This is a genomic window from Craurococcus roseus (assembly GCF_039523795.1).
Taxonomy (GTDB): Bacteria; Pseudomonadota; Alphaproteobacteria; order Acetobacterales; family Acetobacteraceae; genus Craurococcus; species Craurococcus roseus.
The window spans coordinates 1-17,149 of the sequence record NZ_BAAAFZ010000003.1 but is presented as its reverse complement, the minus strand read 5'-3'; the positions used below and the strand labels follow the sequence as shown (position 1 = coordinate 17,149).

The window sequence follows — 17,149 nt, the reverse complement described above, 5'->3', positions numbered from 1 at the left end:
GCTCGCGGCGGGCTTGCCTTGGGTCGGCGCGTCCGCCTCGGAGCGGGTCGCGGCGGTGCAGACTCCGGCCGTGGCCATCGCAGGGAAGCAGCCGGCGTCCGCGGCTCCCGCTTCGCAGGCGGGGGGCGTCGTCCTTGACTTCCCGCGTGGCACCGGCGCAGCCCTGGTGAAGCGCGGGGGAACGGTGCTCGCGGTGTTCGACAGCCCCGAGCTGCGGAACCCCGACGCGCTCCGCCATCCCGCGATCGCGGGCGTCCAGGAGGCGGGCACGTCGCCGCAAGGTCTCGTCCTCGCCTTCCCGGTGGACCGTGCCCGTCCCCTCCGCTTGGCGCGCGGGCCGTCCGGCTGGGTGCTCGCCGCAGCGCCGCCGCGGCCACCGGGAAGCGGCGACGAAGGCGCTGCGCCGGACGTGGCGGCGCTGGGCACGACCGCCGGGCAGGCGCCCTCCATCGCCATCGCGGGCGTGCCGCCGAACCGGGTGGTCGTGCTGCGCGACCCGGAAACGGGCCTGCCGCTGTTGATCGGCACGACGCGCGAAGCGGGGCGCGGCTTCGCCGGCGGCCGGCGCGCCCCGGAGTACGACCTGCTGGAGACCGGGCTCGGCGTCGCGGTGCTCGCCCGCTCCGGAAGCCTGCGCTTGCAAGCGCTACCCGACCGCTTCGTCCTGTCGGGCAGCGTGCTCTCGCCCTTGTCGCTCGACGCCGCGGCCGCCGGCCCGGCGGAGGGCGCCGCGATGTCCCGCTGCCTCGACCTGCCGGACCTGCGGCCGGAACAGCTCCTGGAACGGCTGCGGGCGCAATCGGCGTTGCTCGCCGGCACCGAGCCCCTCGCGCGCGCCGGGCGGCGGCGGGACCTCGCCGCGACCATGCTGGCGCTCGGCCTCGGGCACGAGGCGCAGGCGGAGATGAACCGGGCCGCCTTCGAGGACGCCGACGCGGCGGCCGGGCTGCGGGGGAAGGCGTTGGCGGCGGCCGCGGCGTTGGTGGCCGTGCGGCTGGACGAGGCCGCCGCTTTTTTCCGGTCCGAACCGGCGCCGGGCTGCGACGAGCTCGTGCTGTGGCGGTCGCTCTTTCTCGCGCGGACGGGCGACGCGGCGGCGGCGTCGCCCGGCCTGCGCGCGACCCTGCCGCTCCTCCGGGCCTACCCGGCGGGGTTGCGAAACCGCTTGTTGCCGGTGGCGGCCGAAGCCCTGGCCGGCGCCGGCGCGTGGCCCGCATTGCGCGGGCTGCTCGCCGACGCGAAGGCCGAAGCGCGGCTTTCCGTGCCGGCGGCGATGCTGCTGGAGGCGGACGGCGACGAGGAGGGCGCCATCGCCGCCTACGACGCGGCGGCGCGGGGCCGCGACCGGCGGGCGCGGGCGGCGGCCTTGCGGCGGGCGGTCGAGCTGCGCCTCAGCACGGGCCGGGTGGACGCGGCCGAAGCCGCGCGCGCCTACGCGCCGGCCCTGGTCGTGTGGCGCGGCGACGCGGCGGAGCGGGAAGCGCGCGCCAGGCTGGCGCAACTGCTCGCCCTTTCGAGGGACGCGGGCGGCGCGCTGGCGCTGCTCCGGCAATCGATGGCGCTGTTCCCGGACGGCGCGGCGGAAGCGCGGCGGGACGCTGGGCGCGTCCTGCGATCGGCGCTCGACGGCGGCGGCTCACCCGTGGCGGCGGTGGCGGCGTTCCAGGCCGGGTCCGACCTGCTTTCCCCCGAGGACCGCGAAGCGGCGGAAGCGCGGCTGGTGGAACTGCTGGTCGAGCTCGACCTGCCCGGCCGCGTGGCGGCGGCGGTGCTGGACGGGGCCGCCAAGCGCGCGGGGGCCGCCCGGGCGGAAGCCGGCTGGCGCGTCGCCGCGCTGCGCCTGCGCGAGAACGACCACACAGGCGCACGCGCCGCCCTGGACGCGACGGAAGCGCCGGACATGCCCGACACGCTGCGGGAGCGCCGCGCAGCCCTGGCGGCGGCGATCGCCGACCGCGCAGGCGGCGGCAGCGGCGGCCCGGGGCACTCCGCGCCGGGTACGGCGGGGGAGGGCGTCGCCGAAGCCGAAGGGGCGCTGGGGCGGCGCGACTGGGCGGCCGCGGCGCGGGTCTTGGGCCGGCACCTGGAATCGCGGCTCCCCGCCGCACCGGCGCCGCTGGACCCAGGCCAGCAGGAGGCGGTGCTGCGGTTGGCTTCGGCCCTCGCCCTGGCCGGCGATGACGCGGCCTTCGCGGTCCTGCGGGGGCGCGTCGCCGGGCGCATGGAAGAAGGGCCGCACGCGGCGGCCTTCGCGCGGCTCGTCGGCGCCGAGGCGCGGCCGGCGGCCGAGTCGGCGGCGCCGGTCGCCGCGGAGGCCTCGGCGGAAGCGCCGCCGACCATTGCCCGATGAAGAAGGGGCCGGTCGCGCGCGCGACCGGGCGGCGCCGGGGCGGCCTCGCCGGTCGCCGGGGCGGTCATCGACGGGAGCGCCGCCGACCAATGCCCGTTCGCTCGGGGGTGCCCCGGACGCGCTACCCGGGGCCGGGCGCGTCCGCCGCTGCCGCGCGGCGCAGCGGCGCGTCCACCCGCCATTCACCGCCCTCGAATCGCGCGAAATCCGGGCCGAGCGGCGCCTTGCCGCCGCCGTCCGGCGAGTCCAGCACGTAGGTCGGCCAGGCCAGGCCGGAAACGCGGCCGCGCAGCTCGCGGAGCAGGGCGCGGCCCTCGGCGATGGGCACCTCGAAGCGCGCGGTGCCGGGCGCGCGGTCGAGCTGGTGGAGGTAGTAGGGCTTCACCCGCGCGGCCAGCATCGCCCGGAACAACGCCTCCAACGCGTCCGCGCTGTCGTTCACGCCGCGCAGCAGCACGCTTTGACCGAGCAGCGACGCCGCGCCGCCGCGGCGCAGGCGGGCCAGCGCTTCCAGCGCCTCGGGCGAGAATTCGCGCGCGTGGTTGGCGTGGACGCACAGGAACACGGCGCGGTCGGACTCCAGCGCCCGGACGAGGGCCGGAGTCACCCGCCCCGGGTCCGCCACCGGCACGCGGCTGTGCAGGCGCACGATCTCGATGTGCGGCACCGCCGACAGACGTTCCACGATGCGAGCGAGGCGCCGCGGCGAGAGCATCAGCGGGTCGCCGCCGGTGAGGATGGCTTCGCGCACCGAAGGCGTGCGCTCGAACCAGTCGAGCGCCGCGTCCAGCTCCGCCTCGGACAGCACCCCGCCGTCCGGCCCCACCGCTTCCCGCCGGAAGCAGAAGCGGCAGTACACGGGGCAGGCCAGGAGGGGCTTCAGCAACGCCCGGTCGGGGTAGCGGTGGACCACGCCCTTGACCGGGGTGAAGGGCGCGTCGGCCGTGGGGTCCGCCGTCTCACCCGGCGCCGTGCGGAGTTCGGCCGCGTCCGGCAAGTACTGCCGCGCGATCGGGTCCGCCGGGTCGGCGGGGTCCATCAGGCGCCGGACGGCCGGCGTCACGGCGACGGCGTAGCGCGCCGCGACGGCTTCCGCCTCCGCGCGCGCCGCTTCTGGCAGCAACCCCGCGGCGATCAGCTCCGCGGCGGCGCGGAGTGTGCGCCCGCGGCGCGCCGGTGGCGGCGGCGCGGGAACGGTGTCGGGGGGAGGGCCGTCGAACATGCTCGTGGCGGAACCGGTCCGGTGGGTGCGGGGGCGGACGGCGCGGGCGGACCTGGCCGCGACGGGGCGGCCCCGCGGTCGGGGCGTGTGTAGCCCCTCGCGGGCCGTGCCGGAAGCTCCGCGCAGCGCTCCCGCCTCGGTTGGGCGCGGCGCCCGCCCTGCGGCGCACTGGGCCAGCTTCGGCATCCGACGCCGGGGTGCTTGGTCCCTTGACGGTCCCGCTCGTCCGGCCCGGCCCGTGGTGCGACGAGCGCCTCCAGGCGCTTCGCCGGGGGCGGGCGGAAGCCGCCGGCTCGAGCGGAGCAGCGGCCCGCGCCGGGCGGAGGCGCGGGACCGGCGGAGCGCGTGTATGGTCCCCGCAGCCGCCACCGCACCAACCCAGCCCGGACGCGATGCCCAACCCCCCTTGGCACCCAGACAGCCTCGCCGACCGGCTGCCTTTCCTGCGCCGCCGCGCGCGGCTCGTCGCCGACACCCGCGCGTTCTTCACCGGCCGCGGTTACACGGAGGTGGAGACGCCCTGCCTGGTGCCGGTGCCGGGCATGGAGGTGCATCTGCACGCCTTCCGGAGCGAATACCGGCCGCACCTCGGCGCCGGCGGCGCGCGGCGGACGCTCTGGTTGCGCACCTCGCCGGAGCTGGCGTTGAAACGACTCCTCGTGGCGGGGGCCGGGCCGGTTTTCGAGCTGGCGCGCGTTTGGCGCAACGGCGAGTCCGGCCCGCGGCACGCGCCGGAATTCACCATGCTGGAGTGGTACCGGCCGGGCCTCTCCTTCGACGGGCTGATGGACGAAACAGAAGCGTTCGTCCGCGCCGTGTGCCCGCCTGTGGTGGCGCACGCCGGCGTCGAAACCGACCTTCGCTCGAAGTTCGAGCGGATCACCGTGGCGGAGGCGTTCGCGGAGCATTGCGGCGGCCTCGACATCCTCGGCACCGAAGGAAACGCCGCGCGGCTGCGGGAGGACGCTCGGTGCGCCGGCCTGGAGGCGCGCGGGGACGAGAGCTGGGAAGACCTGTTCTTCCGCCTGCTGCTGGAGCGGGTGGAGCCGCGCATCGGCCGCGGACGCGCGACCTTCCTGACGCACTGGCCGACGCCGCAAGCGGCGCTGGCGCGGCGCAATCCGGCCGACCCGCGCGCCGCGCTGCGGTTCGAGCTGTTCGCCGGCGGGATGGAACTCGCCAACGCCTTCGACGAGCTGACCGACCCGGCCGAGCAGCGCGCGCGGTTCGAGCGCGACGTGGCGGAGCGCCGCCGCCTTTACGGCGCGGCGGGCGAAGGTTGGGACTTGGACGAGGGCTTCCTGAGCGCGCTGGAGCACGGGATGCCGGCGGGCAGCGGCATCGCGCTCGGCTTCGACCGTTTGGCGATGCTCGCCGCCGGCGCGCGGCGGATCGAGGACGTGCTGTGGCTGCCCTTCGCCGGCGGTTGACCCCGCGCGTGGGAGGCGCGCACGGCGGCCCTGGCCGCCATGGGGCGCCGTCACCGCTTGGGCGGGCTTCCCGCGCCGGCCGCCGCCGCCGCGCGCAACCGCGCCAGCATCCCTTCCGCGTGCTCCCGCGGCAGGGCGTAGAAGACGAAGACGTAAGGGTCCGACGCCTCGAACACCGCGGGGTTCGGGCTGGCGCGGTGCATGAGGGCGCGGTCGAACTCCGCCATTGGGCGCCACGCGTCCCAATGCTCCCAGTGGGTGTCGTAGCCCAGCGCGTCGAGGAAGGCCGGCACCGCCCAGGTGGAGCCCGGCCGGTGCCGCTCCTCGATCTCGATCGAGAGCACGGGCCGGCAGCGCAGCAGGGTTTCGCGCGCCCCGCGCAGCACCTCGTACTCCGCCCCTTCCGCGTCGATCTTCGCCGCCGTCAGGTCGCGCAAGCCGAAGCCGTCGAGGCGCCGCACGGGCACGGGAAAACGCCGCTCCGCCACGCGCGGCTCGCCGAGCGCCGCGCCGTAGCCCTTGGCCGTGGAGGCCCATTGCTCCTGCGGCGCGCCGTCGAGCACGGGCATCGACAGCACCGCCTCGCCGTCGCGCTCGCCGAGGGCCTCCTGACGCAGTTCGACGTGGCTTGGCAATGGATCACCGAAAGCGGCGCGAAGGCGGGCGAAAGCGGCGGGCAGCGGCTCGAAGGCCAGCACGCGGGAGGCGGGTAGGGCCGCGAAGGGCAGGGCGAAGGCGCCATCATGGGCGCCCACGTCGAGCAGGGTGCCCGGCCTGTGCAACGTGTGATGGAAACCGAACTCGTCCACGGGTGTTTGTTACCTTATCGAAACACAAAGCCGGCGTACCACGGTCCGGCACCACGAGAAGCGGGGGACGAAGCCCATGCCGACCATCTTCCTGATCGCGCTCAGGCTCGGGGGCGCGGTCGCCGATTCACTCGTGTGGTATTGGAGCCTCCCGCAACTCGCGCGCCAAGCGGCGGACGCGCGCACGCGCGACCACATCGAGCGGACCTACAGCGCCAGCATCTGGGCCCTCACGCCCGCGCAGGCGAGGGAGGTCCATGCCTGGGCCAAGGCCCAGCACGCCTGACGAGCGGCGCCCGCGGCCGGCGCGCCCGCGGTACGCGGCTCGCCGTCGCCGTGGGCCCGGATGGCGCCACCGGGGCGGCGCGGCCTGGAAGCCCGATGGTGCGGAGTTTTCAACGGTCCGGCGCGCCGTCGAGTCTTTGCGAGAAGCGGAGGAGGTACCCGTCCGGGTCTTGCGCAAGGGATTGGCGGACGGCCACGCCCTCGCCGCCGACGCGGTACGTCTTGGCTTCCGGCGCCGTGAACAGGGGCCAGCGCGCCGCTTCCAGCGCGGCCAGGATCGGCGCGACGTCGTCCACCGCGATCTCGAAGTTGACGTGCCGGCCGAAGGGCCGCTCGGCGGGCGCCACCTCCCAACGGTGCGCGCGCCCCTTGGGCAGCTCGTCCAGCATCAGCCGGGCCCCGTCGCGTTCGATGCAGGCGAAGCCCTCTTCCGGGCGGTCGTAGAGCACGCGGAAGCCGCACGGGCCGCACCAGAAGGCGAGGCTCGCGGCGAGGTCCGTCACCATCAGCTCGGGTACCAGCGCCGGCCGCGGGGTCACGCCAGCGCCGCCGCGATCGCCGCGTCCATCGCCCGCACCCCCGCCGCGGGCCCATCCGGGTGCCCCCACACGGCGCCGACCACCGCCAGGAAGTCCGCGCCCGCGCGCACCAGCGGCGCGCAGTTCTCCGCGGTGATGCCGCCGATCGCCACGCAGGGCAGCTCGAACATCCCGCTCCACCATTCCAGGATCTCGGGCGCGGGGCGGTGCTGGGTTTCCTTGGTGGCGGTCGGGAAGAAGGCGCCGAAGGCCACGTAATCGGCGCCGGCCTCGCCGGCCTCCATCGCAAGGTGGCGCGACGCGTGGCAGGTGATGCCCAGCGTCCGCTCCGGCCCGATCAGCCGCCGCGCCGCCGTGTGGCCGCCGTCCTGCTGCCCGAGGTGCGCGCCGTCGCAGCCGGTCTCGACGGCCAGGTCGGCGCGGTCGTTGAGGATGACCGCCACGCCGCGCGCCTGCGCCACCGGCCGCAGCGCGTCCACCGCGCGGCGCACCGCGTCGTCCGGCGCGTCCTTCAAGCGTATCTGCAACGCGCCCACGTCGCCGGCGTCGAGCGCCCGCGCGAGGTCCTCGGCGAAGGGCGCCGGCTCGAAGTTCGGGGGCGTGATGAGATACAAACGGCAGCGGGGGGCGTCCCCGCCGCCGTCGCCGCCCGGCGTGGTCCCTGCGCTCAGCCGGACTCGCCCGCGTAGATGCCGATCACCTGGCCGAGCAGTTCGAGCGCCTCGGCGCGCGGGCGCTGGAAGGTGTTGCGGCCGATGATCGAGCCGTTGCCGCCGCCCTCGTGGATGGCGCGGGTGGTCGCCAGGATGTTCTCGGTGGTGCCGGTCTCGCCGCCGGAGAACACCACCAAGCGCCGGCCGTTGAAGCAGGCCTGGACGACGTGGCGGATGCGCGCGGCCTGGTGCTGGAGCTCGACCGGGTGCTTCTCGTAGGTCTTCTTCGCCGCATCCAGCGAGATCGCGTCCATCGGCGGCTTCACCTTGATGATGTGCGCGCCCAGCAGCGCCGCCATGTGCGCGGCGTAGGCGCAGATGTCGAGCGCGGTTTCGCCGGTCTTGTCCAGCATCGGCCCGCGCGGGTAGCTCCACACCACCACCGCGAGGCCGGACGCCTTGGCCTCCTCCGCAAGTTCGCGCAACTCCTCCATCATCTCGAACTGGTATTCGGACGACGGGTAGATGGTGAAGCCGATGGCCGAGCAGCCGAGGCGCAGCGCGTCGTTGACCGAGCCGGTCACCGCTTGGTCCTTGGTGGTGGACAGGCTGTTGGAGCTGTTGACCTTGAGGATGGTCGGGATGGCGCCGGCGAAGGTGGAGGCGCCCGCCTCGATCATGCCGAGCGGCGCGGCGTAGGCGTTCAGCCCGGCCTCGATCGCCAGCTCGAAGTGGTAGCGCGGATCGTAGGCCGCCGGGTTGGGCGCGAAGGAGCGGGCCGGGCCGTGCTCGAAGCCCTGGTCCACGGGCAGGATCACCATGCGCCCGGTGCCGCCGAGGCGGCCTTCCATCAGGATGCGGGCGATGTTCGCCTTGGTGCCCGGGTTGTCGCTCTCGTACCAGGAGAGGATCTCTTTCACCTTCGGCGTGAGCTGCATGGGGTCTCGTCCTCTTGTGCTGTTGACGTTCGTGAAACGTCAGGACCGGCGTGGCGCTCCTTTACCCGAGGGCGGCGGGCCCTGTCACCGCGCCCCCGGTCAACCATTCCGCGAGCCGGCGGCGCCCCTGCCCGTCGGCGCGCCGGAGGTCGAGCCGGCCCAGGTCGAGCGCCGGCGGACGCTCCGGCCAGACCTCGCCGCCGATCTCCGCCGCGGCGGCGGCCACTGCGGGGAAGGCCGGCACGGCAGGGTCGAGCACCAACAACCGCACGCCCGCCCGCAGCGCCGCCAGCGCGAAGCCGGGCGCGTTCCCGCAGTCCAAGGCGGCCCAATGCGGCGGCGGCGGCCGCTCGCCGGGAGCGGCGGCGTCCAAACCCTCCGCCGCCTGCGCCACCAGGGCCAGGAACCACGCCGCGCCGATGTTGCCCGCCGCCGCCGGCGCGGACAGCAGCAACACGCCGCGCGCCGGTTCGGCGAGGCCTAGCGCCGCGCGCGCCTGCCCCGGCGTGTGCGCCACCACGGCGGGCGCCCCGCGCGGGCCGGGTTCCGCCGCGCGGCGTTGACCCGTTCCGACCACCATGCCAAGGCTTCGACCACGCCGGAGGGCGCGCGTCCAGCCGGGAAGCGCGTGGTTTCGGCGCGGTGGAACGACGGTTTCCGGGCCGGCTGCGGGAGCGGGATGGGCGAAAGCGGTAGTGACCCGATGGCGCTTGCCGTCGCGCGGTTGGAGTTGGCGGTGGAGCGGTTGGCGCTCGGCTTGTCGCGGGGCGGCGGCGCCCGCCTCCCCGCGGCGGACGAGGCGCCGTTGGACGCCGCCGCGCTCCGCGCCGAGGTCGCCGCCCTGGCGGCCCGGCTGGACGCCAGCATCGCCCGGCTGCGGGACGTGGTGCGCGAGGAGTCGGAACCGGGCGGCGGCGCCGGGCGCCAGGACGCCGGCGACGAGGAGGAATAGCGCGTTGGGTCAGGTCACGGTCCGGGTCAACGGCTACTCGCACACCATAGGCTGCAAGGACGGCGAAGAAGCCCACGTCTTCGAACTGGTCGGCCAGATCGAGAACAAGGCCAAGCTGATCCGCAGCATGGGCGGGCAGTTCTCCGAAGCGCGCATGCTGCTGCACGTGGCGCTGTTGCTGGCGGACGAGGCCGCGGACCTCAAGGCCGAGGTGGCGCGCCTTTCCGCCATCGCCGCGGGCGCCAGCGTCGGCGTGGGCACCAACGATCCGCGCATCGCGGACCGGCTGACCCGCATCGCAGAACGGATCGAGAGCATCGCGGGCGCCTTCGACGCCCAGGCGCCGCGCGGCGCGGGCCGGCCGGGCGAAGCGCCGGGCCCGGGGTCCGGGGACGACGCGCCCGCGGCGGGCAGGGGCTAGCGGCGGCCTCGGTCGCGCCTTACATCTGGTTCGCGGGGCTGCCCGGTGCGTTCGGCTAATCATCCCCGGGGCCAATAAGCATCCTCCGGGAGCTGGCTCTGTCCGGGCCGTGGTCCGGATACCTGGCGCCCACCTGCTCTAGCAGGCCTTGGGAGGATGACACGCCAACGGCCATGGTGGCTCCGCACCCCTCCCCATCCGACATGCCTTTGAAAGAGCGCAAGGCGGAAGCCCGGCGCGCCGCCTTGGCGCGGCGGAAGGGCGCCGACCCCGCTGGCGCCCACGGCGCCGCGCTCGCCCGCCACATCCTGTCCCGCTGCCCGCCGCCACCAGGGGCCTTGGTCGCCGGCTACTGGCCGATGGGCGACGAGATGGACGTGAGGCCGCTGCTGGCGGCTCTGGCGGAGCGGGGGAACGTGCTCGCCCTGCCGGTCACGCCGCCGCGCGGCCAACCCCTCTTGTTCCGCCGCTGGCGGCCCGGCGACGCGCTCCGCCCCGGTCCCCTCGGCACCTCTTTCCCGGCGGAAAGCGAGGAGGTGCGCCCCGACTGGCTGCTGGTGCCGCTGCTCGCCTTCGACCAGGCGGGGCGGCGGCTCGGCTACGGCGGCGGCTACTACGACCGCACCCTGGCGGCTCTGCCCGGCGCCGTCGCGGTCGGCTGCGCCCACGCCGTGCAGGAGGTGCCGGAGGTGCCGGCGGGGCCGCAGGACGCACGCCTCGCCTGGGTGGCGACGGAAAGCGGGGTGGTCAAGTGCCGGTCCTAGAAGCCAGAAAATCGTCGCCGTTCCGCCCGCGCCAGCAAAATCCTGGCGGCAAACATCTGAAAATGCTAAGTTCCTTCCGCCAACGCCCGAGTTGCGCCCTTTGTCCGGAAGCGGTCGGCAAAGGCGGTTAACGAAGTAAGATGGTAAGGCAGTAAGGAGGTAAGGCGGCGGCCGGACCGGCGCCTCGCCGCCCCGCCGCTTACCTCTCGGACGCGAGCGCACCATCTCCCCGTCTGGCCGGGCGCCCACCGCTCCGCGCCACCGACCGACCGCTTCGAGGAGAAAGGAACCCGCTTGAGACTGCTCTTCCTCGGCGATGTCGTCGGCCGCTCCGGCCGGGACGCGCTGGTCGCCGCCTTGCCGGGCTTCCGCGAACGCCTGCGGCTCGACCTCGTGGTGGTCAACGGCGAGAACGCCTCCCACGGCTTCGGCCTGTCGCCCGATATGGCGCGGGCCTTCCTGGAGGCCGGCGCCGACGTCGTCACCCTCGGCAACCACGCCTGGGACCGGAAGGAGATCATCCCCTTCCTGGAAACCGAGCCCAGGGTGATCCGTCCGGTGAACTTCCCGCCCGGCACCCCCGGCCGCGGCGCCCACGTCGCGGTGCTGCGCGACGGCCGCCGCGCCCTGGTGGCGAACGTCATGGGCCGCCTGTTCATGGACGCCCTCGATGACCCTTTCCGCGCCGTCCAAGCGGAGTTGGCCCGCCACCGGATGGGGGCCGGGGGCACGGTGCAAGCGGTGGTGATCGACGTCCACGCCGAGGCCAGCTCGGAAAAGGCCGCCTTCGGCCACAGCTTCGACGGCTTGGCGAGCCTGGTGGTCGGCACCCACACCCACGCGCCCTCGGCGGACCACCAGATCCTGCCGGGCGGCACGGCCTACATGACGGACGCCGGCATGTGCGGCGATTACGACAGCGTCATCGGCATGCAAAAGGGCACCGCCGCGCTCCGCTTCTGGCGCAAGATGCCGGGCGAGCGCCTGGCGCCGGCCGAAGGCGAAGCGACGCTATGCGGCGTGTTCGTGGAAACCGAAGACACGACCGGCCTAGCCCGCCGGGTGGAGCCCCTGCGCCAGGGCGGGCGCTTGTCGCAAGCTATGCCGGAACCTTGACGCAGATCAAGTGCGTACCCGGATCGGTTCCAACTTTCACGGATTTGTAATCGCGATTGCGTCGAGGTCATGGTTAATTAACCACGGCAGCCGGGAGCCGAGCCATGGCGCAGAACAACGCGGAGCGTTCTTCTTCCGGCCGGACGGCCCTGGGCGGGGCAGCGGGCGGCTTCACTTACGACGCCGCGATGCTGGACGCCGTTGCCCGCGAAAACCAGCTGCGCCGGCCGCTACGCCTCAAACCTTGGCAAAACGATTTGCCACGCGCGCAAACGCCGACTGAAGCACGGCGGCACGAACAATCCGAACCGGAACGCGCCGTCCCGTCGCCCGTGAACTGACTGGACGAACGCGGACCTGGCGCCGAGCTAGGGGCGCTCCGGGTCGCGCCTCTTCGCGTTCCTGTTCCGTTCTCTAGCACGCGACTCTTTCCACCTGTGCGCGACCTGCTCTATAAGCCGTACTTCAACCGGCATCTCAGGAGCACGGGCCAGGTCCATGGCCGGGCATTCGCACGCCAAGAACATCATGCACCGGAAAAGCGCGCAAAGCGCCCGCAAGGCGCGCGCCTTCGGCAAGCTCATCCGTGAGATCACGGTGGCCGCCCGGCAGGGGATGGCCGACCCGGACCACAACCCGCGCCTCCGCGCCGCGGTGAAGGCCGCGCTGGTCGCCAACATGCCCCGCGACACGGTGGACCGCGCCATCAAGCGCGCGGCCACGCCCGGCGCCGGCGAGGACTGGCAAGAAGTCCGCTACGAGGGCTACGGCCCGGCCGGCGTAGCTGTGATCATCGAGGCGCTGACCGACAACCGGAACCGCACCGCCGGCGACCTGAGGACCATCTTCAACAAGCACGGCGGCGCCCTGGCCGAGACCGGCGCGGTGGCCTTCCAGTTCGAGCGCCGCGGCGTGGTCCGCTACCCGCTGGAGGCGGCGGACGCCGAGGCGGTGCTGGAGGCCGCGATCGAGGCCGGCGCCCAGGACGTCGAGAGCGGCGACGAGTTTCACGAAGTGACGACGGCCGTTGAGGATTTCGCCGCCGTGCGGGACGCTTTGGAAGCCCGCTTCGGCGCCCCCGATTCGGCCCGGCTGGAATGGTTGCCCGGCGCGACTGTCGACCTGGACGAGGAGCGCGCGCGCGACGTGCTGAAGCTGGTGGACGCGCTGGACGAGAGCGACGACGTGCAGAACGTTTACGCCAACTTCAAGGTCGCGGAGGCCGTCATGCAGCGGCTTTCGGCCTGAGCGCCGCCATCGCCGTGCGGGGCGCGGGCTGCGTCCGCGTCCTCGGCCTCGACCCCGGCCTCCAGCACACCGGCTGGGGGGTGATCGAGTGCGGGCGGGACGGGCGGCTCTCCTACGTGGCGAGCGGCGTGGTTTCCACCGTTACGGCCGAGGCGTTGGCGGAACGTCTTTGCGCCCTGCACCGCGGGCTGGCGTCCCTGTTTTGTTCCTGGTCGCCGGATGAAGCGGCGGTCGAGCACACCTATATGAACAAGAACGCCGGCGCCGCCCTAAAGCTGGGGCAGGCGCGCGGCGTGGTGTTGCTGGCGCCGGTGCTGGCCGGCGTCCCGGTGTCGGAATACCAGGCGATGGAAGTGAAGCGCGCCGTGGTCGGCACCGGGCACGCGGAGAAGGGACAAGTGGAAGCCATGGTCAAGCGGTTGCTCCCCGGGGCGGAGATCCGCCGGGCGGATGCGGCCGACGCGCTCGCGGTGGCGATCTGCCACGCGCACCACCGCGCCACGCGCATCGCGCTGGCCCGGGCGCGGGGTGCGGTGCCGGCGTGATCGCCAAGCTGACGGGGCGGGTCGACGGGTTGCTGGACGGGGGCTGCGTTCTGGACGTGAACGGCGTGGGCTACCTCGTGTCCTGCTCCACGCGCACCGCCTCCGCCCTGCCACCGCCGCCGGAGCGCGCGGTGGTGCTGGTGGAGACCCAGGCCCGCGAGAACGCCATCACCCTGTACGGGTTCGCCGACGAGGCGGAGCGCAACGCCTTCCGGGCGCTGACGCGCATCCAGGGCGTCGGCCCGGCGGTGGCGCTCGGCATCCTTTCGGCCTTCTCGCCCGACGCTCTGGCGGACGCGGTGCGCACCGCCGACAAGGCGAGCCTCGCCCGCGCCAAGGGCGTCGGCCCGAAGCTGGTGGGGCGCTTGCTGATCGAACTCCGCGACTGGGCCGGCGCGGTGCCGCGGCCCGGCGGCGTCCGGAGCGGCGCGACCGCCCTGCCGGCCGTGGCGGCGGTGTCCGGCGTGGCCGGGATGGGGACGGGGCTGGCGGCGGATGCCGTTTCCGCCCTGGTCAACCTCGGCTGGCGGCAGCCCGAAGCCATGGCCGCCGTGGGACGCGCCCTCGGCCGCCTGGGCGGCGAAGCGCCGCTAGGCGACGTGATCCGCGACAGCATGCGCGAGTTGGCGCCGCGATGAGCGACGAGGCGGGCCGGCTCACTTCCGGCGAGCGGTTGGAGGAGGACACCGGCGAGAACTCGCTCCGGCCTCAGTCTCTAGACGACTTCGTCGGCCAGCGGGGCCTGCGCGAGAACCTGAAGGTCTTCATCGACGCCGCGCGCGGCCGCGCGGAGGCGCTAGACCACCTGCTGTTCTACGGCCCGCCGGGCCTGGGCAAGACGACGCTCTCGCAGATCGTCTCCCGCGAGCTGGGGGTCGGCTTCCGCGCCACCTCCGGCCCGCTGCTGGTGCGCTCGGGCGACCTGGCGGCGATCCTGACCAACCTGCAACCGCGCGACGTGCTGTTCATCGACGAAATCCACCGCCTCCAACCGGCGATCGAGGAGACGCTGTACCCGGCGATGGAGGACTTCCGCCTGGACCTCATCATCGGCGAAGGGCCGGCGGCGCGGACGGTGCGGATCGACCTGCCGCCCTTCACCCTGATCGGCGCCACCACGCGCTCCGGCCTGCTGACCCAGCCGTTGCGCGACCGCTTCGGCATCCCGCTGCGCCTCCAGTTCTACGACGTGGACGAGCTGCACGCGATCGTCCGCCGCGGCGCCCGCAAGCTGAACTTCGAACTCTCGGACGACGGCGCCCTGGAGATCGCCCGCCGCGCCCGCGGCACGCCGCGCGTCGCCGGGCGGCTGCTGCGGCGGGTGCGCGACTTCGCCGCCGTAGCCAAGGTGCCGGCCGACCGGGGCCTAGCCGATGCGGCCTTGGAACGGTTGGAGGTGGACGCGCTCGGCCTCGACGCCATGGACCGTCGCTATCTCCGCCGCATCGCCGAACACCACAACGGCGGCCCGGTCGGTGTCGAAACGCTCGCCGCGGCGCTCGCCGAATCGCGCGACACGCTGGAGGAGGTGGTTGAGCCGTTCCTGATCCAGGAAGGCTTGGCGCTCCGCACCCCGCGCGGCCGGATGCTGGGCGAGCGCGGCTGGCGCCACCTCGGCCTGACGCCGCCGGTGGCCGCGCAATCGGCGCAGCGCGACCTGCTCTCCGGCTTCGCCGACCAGGAACCGTGATGCGGCCGCACAGCCACCCGATCCGCGTGTATTTCGAGGACACGGACGCCGGCGGCATGGCTTACCACGCCGCCTACCTCCGTTGGGCGGAGCGGGCGCGGACGGAGGCTTTGCGCGAGGCCGGGATGCCCCATCACGAGATGATGGAGCGGCACAATGCAATCCTCGTGGTAAGGCGCGTCGAAGTGGAGTATGTGCGGCCTGCCCGGCTCGACGACCTTCTGGCGTTGGAGACCCGGGTGCTGGCGGTCAGGGGCGCGACCCTCGTGCTCGACCAACGGGCGCGCAAGGACGGCGCGGATCTGGCCGTGATGCGGGTGGAACTGGCCTGCCTCGACCGGGCCGAACTCCGCCCTAAGCGCATCCCAGAACCCTGGCGGACGGCGATCGGCGGCGACGTGGCCGCGGCGGCGCCGGCGCCGGGAGCGTAGCAGGAGATCCGGATGGACCGCGTGGCGGCGACACCCCTGGGCGACATGGCCCACGACCTTTCCCTCTGGGGCCTGTTCCTGCAGGCCGACTGGGTGGTGAAGCTGGTGATGGTCGGGCTGCTGCTCGCCAGCGTCCTCGTCTGGGCCATCATCTTCGACAAGATCGCCACCATCCGCCGCGCCAACCGCTCGGCCGACGAGTTCGAGGACCACTTCTGGTCCGGCGGCAGCCTGGACGAGCTGTACCGCCGCGAGGGCGAGAACCCGGCCCACCCGATCGCCGCGGTGTTCGGCGCTGCCATGCGCGAGTGGCACCGCAGCGCCGAGCGCCTGCGCGGCGGCTCGGAACTGGCCGCGGCCGGGACGCAGGAGCGGCTGGACCGCGCCATGAACGTGACGGTGCAGCGGCAGATGGACCGCATGGAGCGGTGGATGGTGTTCCTCGCCTCCGTGGGCTCGGTCGCGCCCTTCATCGGGCTGTTCGGCACCGTGTGGGGCATCATGAACAGCTTCACCGCCATCGCGGGGATGCAGAACACCAACCTCGCCGTAGTGGCACCGGGCATCGCGGAAGCGCTGTTCGCCACCGCCATCGGCCTAGTCGCCGCCATCCCGGCGGTGCTGGCCTACAACAAGATCTCCACCGACCTGTCGCGCTTCGCCGGGCGGCTGGAGGGCTTCGCCTCCGAGTTCGGCGCCATCCTGTCGCGGCAGACCGAGGCCGCGGCGTCGGGCGCGCGGGCGCCCGTGGCGGCGGAGTAGCGGGACGATGGCCGCATCCATGTCCGGCGGCGCGCGCGGCGGCGGCAGGCGCCCCGGCCGCTACCGGCCGATGGCCGAGATCAACGTCACGCCGCTGGTGGACGTGATGCTGGTGCTGCTCATCATCTTCATGGTGGCGGCGCCGCTGATGACGGTGGGCGTGCCCGTGGACCTGCCGAAGACGCAGGCCAGCGCGCTGAACCAGGAGAACGAGCCGATCACCATCACGGTGAACGCCGAGAAGATCTACCTGCAAGAGACCGAGGTGCAGATGGACGGCCTGGTGCCGCAGCTCCAGGCCATCGCCGGCGCGCAGCAGGCCGGGCAGGAGCGCCGCATCTTCGTGCGCGGCGACCGCGCCACCAGCTACGGCCGGGTAATGGAGGTGATGGGCACGGTGAGCGCCGGCGGCTTCACCCGCGTGGCGCTGCTGGCGGAACAGCCGACGCGCGCCTCGGGCGGTGCCGGCGGCGCACGGCCGCCCGCCAACGCCCCGTCCGGGGCGCGGCCGGCGCAAACGCCGCCGCCCGCGTCGAACGGCGGCGCCATGCGCAACCCGAACGGGACACCAACCGCTCCGCGCGGCTGATCGCGGCAGCAACGGGCGCGGGAGGCGGGCCGGGGGGCCGCCGAGCGCGACCGTCCAAGAACCCGGGGCGCGGCGGGGCCGATCGTGACGGCCGCACCACGCCCCCGGGCCTGCCGGGGGGCAGGGGGATGCAGGACGACAAGGGGTTGAAGCTTTGGGGGGGCTTGTCGGCGGCGCTGCACGCGGCGGTGCTGCTGGTGGTCCTGCTCGGCCTCGTGGACCGCCGCCGCGTGCCCGAACCGACGGAAGAAGCCATCGCGGTGGAGCTGGTCACGGAAGCGCCGCCGCAGATGGCCCAGGCCGAGCGGCCCGCGCCGGCCCCTTCGCCCGAACCCACGCCGCAACCGCCACGCCCGGAGCCGACGCCGGCGCCGCCCGAACCGCCGCGCCCGGCACCGCCGAGCC

General features: G+C 74.2%; 21 protein-coding genes, 1 other RNA gene and 1 pseudogene. 17 read left to right on the top strand and 6 right to left on the bottom strand.

The features are described from left to right. The coding region (locus ABD067_RS00860; protein ID WP_343893236.1) for a hypothetical protein at positions 1–2,350 on the top strand (2,350 nt) is incomplete at its 5' end. A 121-nt stretch (positions 2,351–2,471) separates the two neighbouring features. Here the strand turns inward: ABD067_RS00860 and ABD067_RS00855 are convergent. After that, positions 2,472–3,572: a lysine-2,3-aminomutase-like protein gene (locus tag ABD067_RS00855; protein WP_343893235.1), complete on the bottom strand. Its 1,101-nt coding sequence runs from the start codon at positions 3,570–3,572 to the stop codon at positions 2,472–2,474. A gap of 392 nt (positions 3,573–3,964) precedes the next feature. Here ABD067_RS00855 and epmA point away from each other — a divergent pair, with 392 nt between their 5' ends. Beyond that, the gene (gene epmA / locus ABD067_RS00850; protein ID WP_343893234.1) at positions 3,965–5,002 is read left to right on the top strand and encodes an EF-P lysine aminoacylase EpmA; all 1,038 of its coding nucleotides are present in this window, start codon (positions 3,965–3,967) and stop codon (positions 5,000–5,002) included. A gap of 50 nt (positions 5,003–5,052) precedes the next feature. On the opposite strand, the gene ABD067_RS00845 is transcribed toward epmA, so the two are convergent. Continuing rightward, positions 5,053–5,811 (bottom strand): FkbM family methyltransferase, encoded by a 759-nt coding sequence (locus tag ABD067_RS00845; RefSeq protein ID WP_343893233.1) that lies wholly within the window; start codon positions 5,809–5,811, stop codon positions 5,053–5,055. Between the two features lie 76 nt (positions 5,812–5,887). Here ABD067_RS00845 and ABD067_RS00840 point away from each other — a divergent pair, with 76 nt between their 5' ends. Continuing rightward, positions 5,888–6,097, top strand: a complete 210-nt coding sequence (locus ABD067_RS00840; RefSeq protein WP_343893232.1) for a hypothetical protein — start codon at positions 5,888–5,890, stop codon at positions 6,095–6,097. A gap of 109 nt (positions 6,098–6,206) precedes the next feature. Here ABD067_RS00840 and ABD067_RS00835 read toward each other — a convergent pair whose 3' ends face one another. From ABD067_RS00835 to ABD067_RS00820, 4 genes are all read right to left on the bottom strand, one after another. Further along, positions 6,207–6,635: a bleomycin resistance protein gene (locus ABD067_RS00835; RefSeq protein WP_343893231.1), complete on the bottom strand. Its 429-nt coding sequence runs from the start codon at positions 6,633–6,635 to the stop codon at positions 6,207–6,209. After that, a complete protein-coding gene (gene thiE / locus ABD067_RS00830) occupies positions 6,632–7,249 on the bottom strand; it encodes a thiamine phosphate synthase (RefSeq protein ID WP_343893230.1) in 618 nt (205 codons plus the stop codon). The genes ABD067_RS00835 and thiE overlap by 4 nt, the downstream gene beginning before the upstream one ends. Before the next feature lie 53 nt (positions 7,250–7,302). Next, positions 7,303–8,226 (bottom strand): class I fructose-bisphosphate aldolase, encoded by a 924-nt coding sequence (locus tag ABD067_RS00825; protein WP_343893229.1) that lies wholly within the window; start codon positions 8,224–8,226, stop codon positions 7,303–7,305. A 61-nt stretch (positions 8,227–8,287) separates the two neighbouring features. After that, positions 8,288–8,806, bottom strand: a complete 519-nt coding sequence (locus tag ABD067_RS00820; RefSeq protein WP_343893228.1) for a hypothetical protein — start codon at positions 8,804–8,806, stop codon at positions 8,288–8,290. A 123-nt stretch (positions 8,807–8,929) separates the two neighbouring features. On the opposite strand from ABD067_RS00820, the gene ABD067_RS00815 reads away from it, so the two are divergent. From ABD067_RS00815 to ABD067_RS00750, 14 genes and pseudogenes are all read left to right on the top strand, one after another. Beyond that, positions 8,930–9,178: a hypothetical protein gene (locus tag ABD067_RS00815; protein WP_343893227.1), complete on the top strand. Its 249-nt coding sequence runs from the start codon at positions 8,930–8,932 to the stop codon at positions 9,176–9,178. A gap of 4 nt (positions 9,179–9,182) precedes the next feature. Next, complete coding sequence (locus ABD067_RS00810) at positions 9,183–9,599, top strand: cell division protein ZapA (protein ID WP_343893226.1); 417 nt, start codon at positions 9,183–9,185, stop codon at positions 9,597–9,599. A gap of 32 nt (positions 9,600–9,631) precedes the next feature. After that, a non-coding RNA gene (gene ssrS / locus ABD067_RS00805) (6S RNA) lies at positions 9,632–9,786 on the top strand. After that, positions 9,773–10,363 (top strand): 5-formyltetrahydrofolate cyclo-ligase, encoded by a 591-nt coding sequence (locus ABD067_RS00800; protein ID WP_343893225.1) that lies wholly within the window; start codon positions 9,773–9,775, stop codon positions 10,361–10,363. The genes ssrS and ABD067_RS00800 overlap by 14 nt, the downstream gene beginning before the upstream one ends. Before the next feature lie 294 nt (positions 10,364–10,657). After that, on the top strand, positions 10,658–11,479 hold the full coding sequence (locus ABD067_RS00795) for a TIGR00282 family metallophosphoesterase (protein WP_343893224.1): 822 nt from the start codon (positions 10,658–10,660) through the stop codon (positions 11,477–11,479). 104 nt (positions 11,480–11,583) lie between these two features. Then, positions 11,584–11,820, top strand: coding sequence for a hypothetical protein (locus ABD067_RS00790; RefSeq protein WP_343893223.1), 237 nt, complete (start codon positions 11,584–11,586; stop codon positions 11,818–11,820). Between the two features lie 157 nt (positions 11,821–11,977). Further along, entirely contained in the window at positions 11,978–12,727 is a 750-nt protein-coding gene (locus tag ABD067_RS00785) for a YebC/PmpR family DNA-binding transcriptional regulator (protein WP_343893222.1), read from the top strand. Positions 12,728–12,741: 14 nt separating this feature from the next. Then, on the top strand, positions 12,742–13,272 hold the full coding sequence (gene ruvC, locus ABD067_RS00780) for a crossover junction endodeoxyribonuclease RuvC (protein ID WP_343893221.1): 531 nt from the start codon (positions 12,742–12,744) through the stop codon (positions 13,270–13,272). Continuing rightward, on the top strand, positions 13,269–13,910 hold the full coding sequence (gene ruvA / locus ABD067_RS00775) for a Holliday junction branch migration protein RuvA (protein WP_343893220.1): 642 nt from the start codon (positions 13,269–13,271) through the stop codon (positions 13,908–13,910). Before ruvC ends, ruvA begins: the two co-directional genes overlap by 4 nt. Continuing rightward, positions 13,907–14,962, top strand: coding sequence for a Holliday junction branch migration DNA helicase RuvB (gene ruvB, locus ABD067_RS00770; protein ID WP_343893219.1), 1,056 nt, complete (start codon positions 13,907–13,909; stop codon positions 14,960–14,962). The genes ruvA and ruvB overlap by 4 nt, the downstream gene beginning before the upstream one ends. After that, complete coding sequence (gene ybgC, locus ABD067_RS00765; protein ID WP_343893218.1) at positions 14,962–15,393, top strand: tol-pal system-associated acyl-CoA thioesterase; 432 nt, start codon at positions 14,962–14,964, stop codon at positions 15,391–15,393. The genes ruvB and ybgC overlap by 1 nt, the downstream gene beginning before the upstream one ends. Before the next feature lie 12 nt (positions 15,394–15,405). Next, positions 15,406–16,155, top strand: a complete 750-nt coding sequence (tolQ, locus tag ABD067_RS00760) for a protein TolQ (RefSeq protein WP_343893217.1) — start codon at positions 15,406–15,408, stop codon at positions 16,153–16,155. Between the two features lie 19 nt (positions 16,156–16,174). Next, positions 16,175–16,603: pseudogene (gene tolR / locus ABD067_RS00755) on the top strand (protein TolR); the annotation flags it as partial. A 269-nt stretch (positions 16,604–16,872) separates the two neighbouring features. Further along, positions 16,873–17,149 (top strand): hypothetical protein (locus ABD067_RS00750; protein WP_408871482.1); only part of this gene is annotated, 277 nt, incomplete at its 3' end.

What these genes read in the sequence shown, in the direction of transcription:
- ABD067_RS00855 (WP_343893235.1), bottom strand. Translation starts at nt 3,572, where the DNA reads ATGTTCGACGGCCCTCCCCCCGACACCGTTCCCGCGCCGCCGCCACCG.
- epmA (WP_343893234.1), top strand. Translation starts at nt 3,965, where the DNA reads ATGCCCAACCCCCCTTGGCACCCAGACAGCCTCGCCGACCGGCTGCCT.
- ABD067_RS00840 (WP_343893232.1), top strand. Translation starts at nt 5,888, where the DNA reads ATGCCGACCATCTTCCTGATCGCGCTCAGGCTCGGGGGCGCGGTCGCC.
- ABD067_RS00825 (WP_343893229.1), bottom strand. Translation starts at nt 8,226, where the DNA reads ATGCAGCTCACGCCGAAGGTGAAAGAGATCCTCTCCTGGTACGAGAGC.
- ABD067_RS00820 (WP_343893228.1), bottom strand. Translation starts at nt 8,806, where the DNA reads ATGGTGGTCGGAACGGGTCAACGCCGCGCGGCGGAACCCGGCCCGCGC.
- ABD067_RS00815 (WP_343893227.1), top strand. Translation starts at nt 8,930, where the DNA reads ATGGCGCTTGCCGTCGCGCGGTTGGAGTTGGCGGTGGAGCGGTTGGCG.
- ABD067_RS00800 (WP_343893225.1), top strand. Translation starts at nt 9,773, where the DNA reads ATGGTGGCTCCGCACCCCTCCCCATCCGACATGCCTTTGAAAGAGCGC.
- ABD067_RS00790 (WP_343893223.1), top strand. Translation starts at nt 11,584, where the DNA reads ATGGCGCAGAACAACGCGGAGCGTTCTTCTTCCGGCCGGACGGCCCTG.
- ABD067_RS00785 (WP_343893222.1), top strand. Translation starts at nt 11,978, where the DNA reads ATGGCCGGGCATTCGCACGCCAAGAACATCATGCACCGGAAAAGCGCG.
- ruvB (WP_343893219.1), top strand. Translation starts at nt 13,907, where the DNA reads ATGAGCGACGAGGCGGGCCGGCTCACTTCCGGCGAGCGGTTGGAGGAG.
- ybgC (WP_343893218.1), top strand. Translation starts at nt 14,962, where the DNA reads ATGCGGCCGCACAGCCACCCGATCCGCGTGTATTTCGAGGACACGGAC.
- tolQ (WP_343893217.1), top strand. Translation starts at nt 15,406, where the DNA reads ATGGACCGCGTGGCGGCGACACCCCTGGGCGACATGGCCCACGACCTT.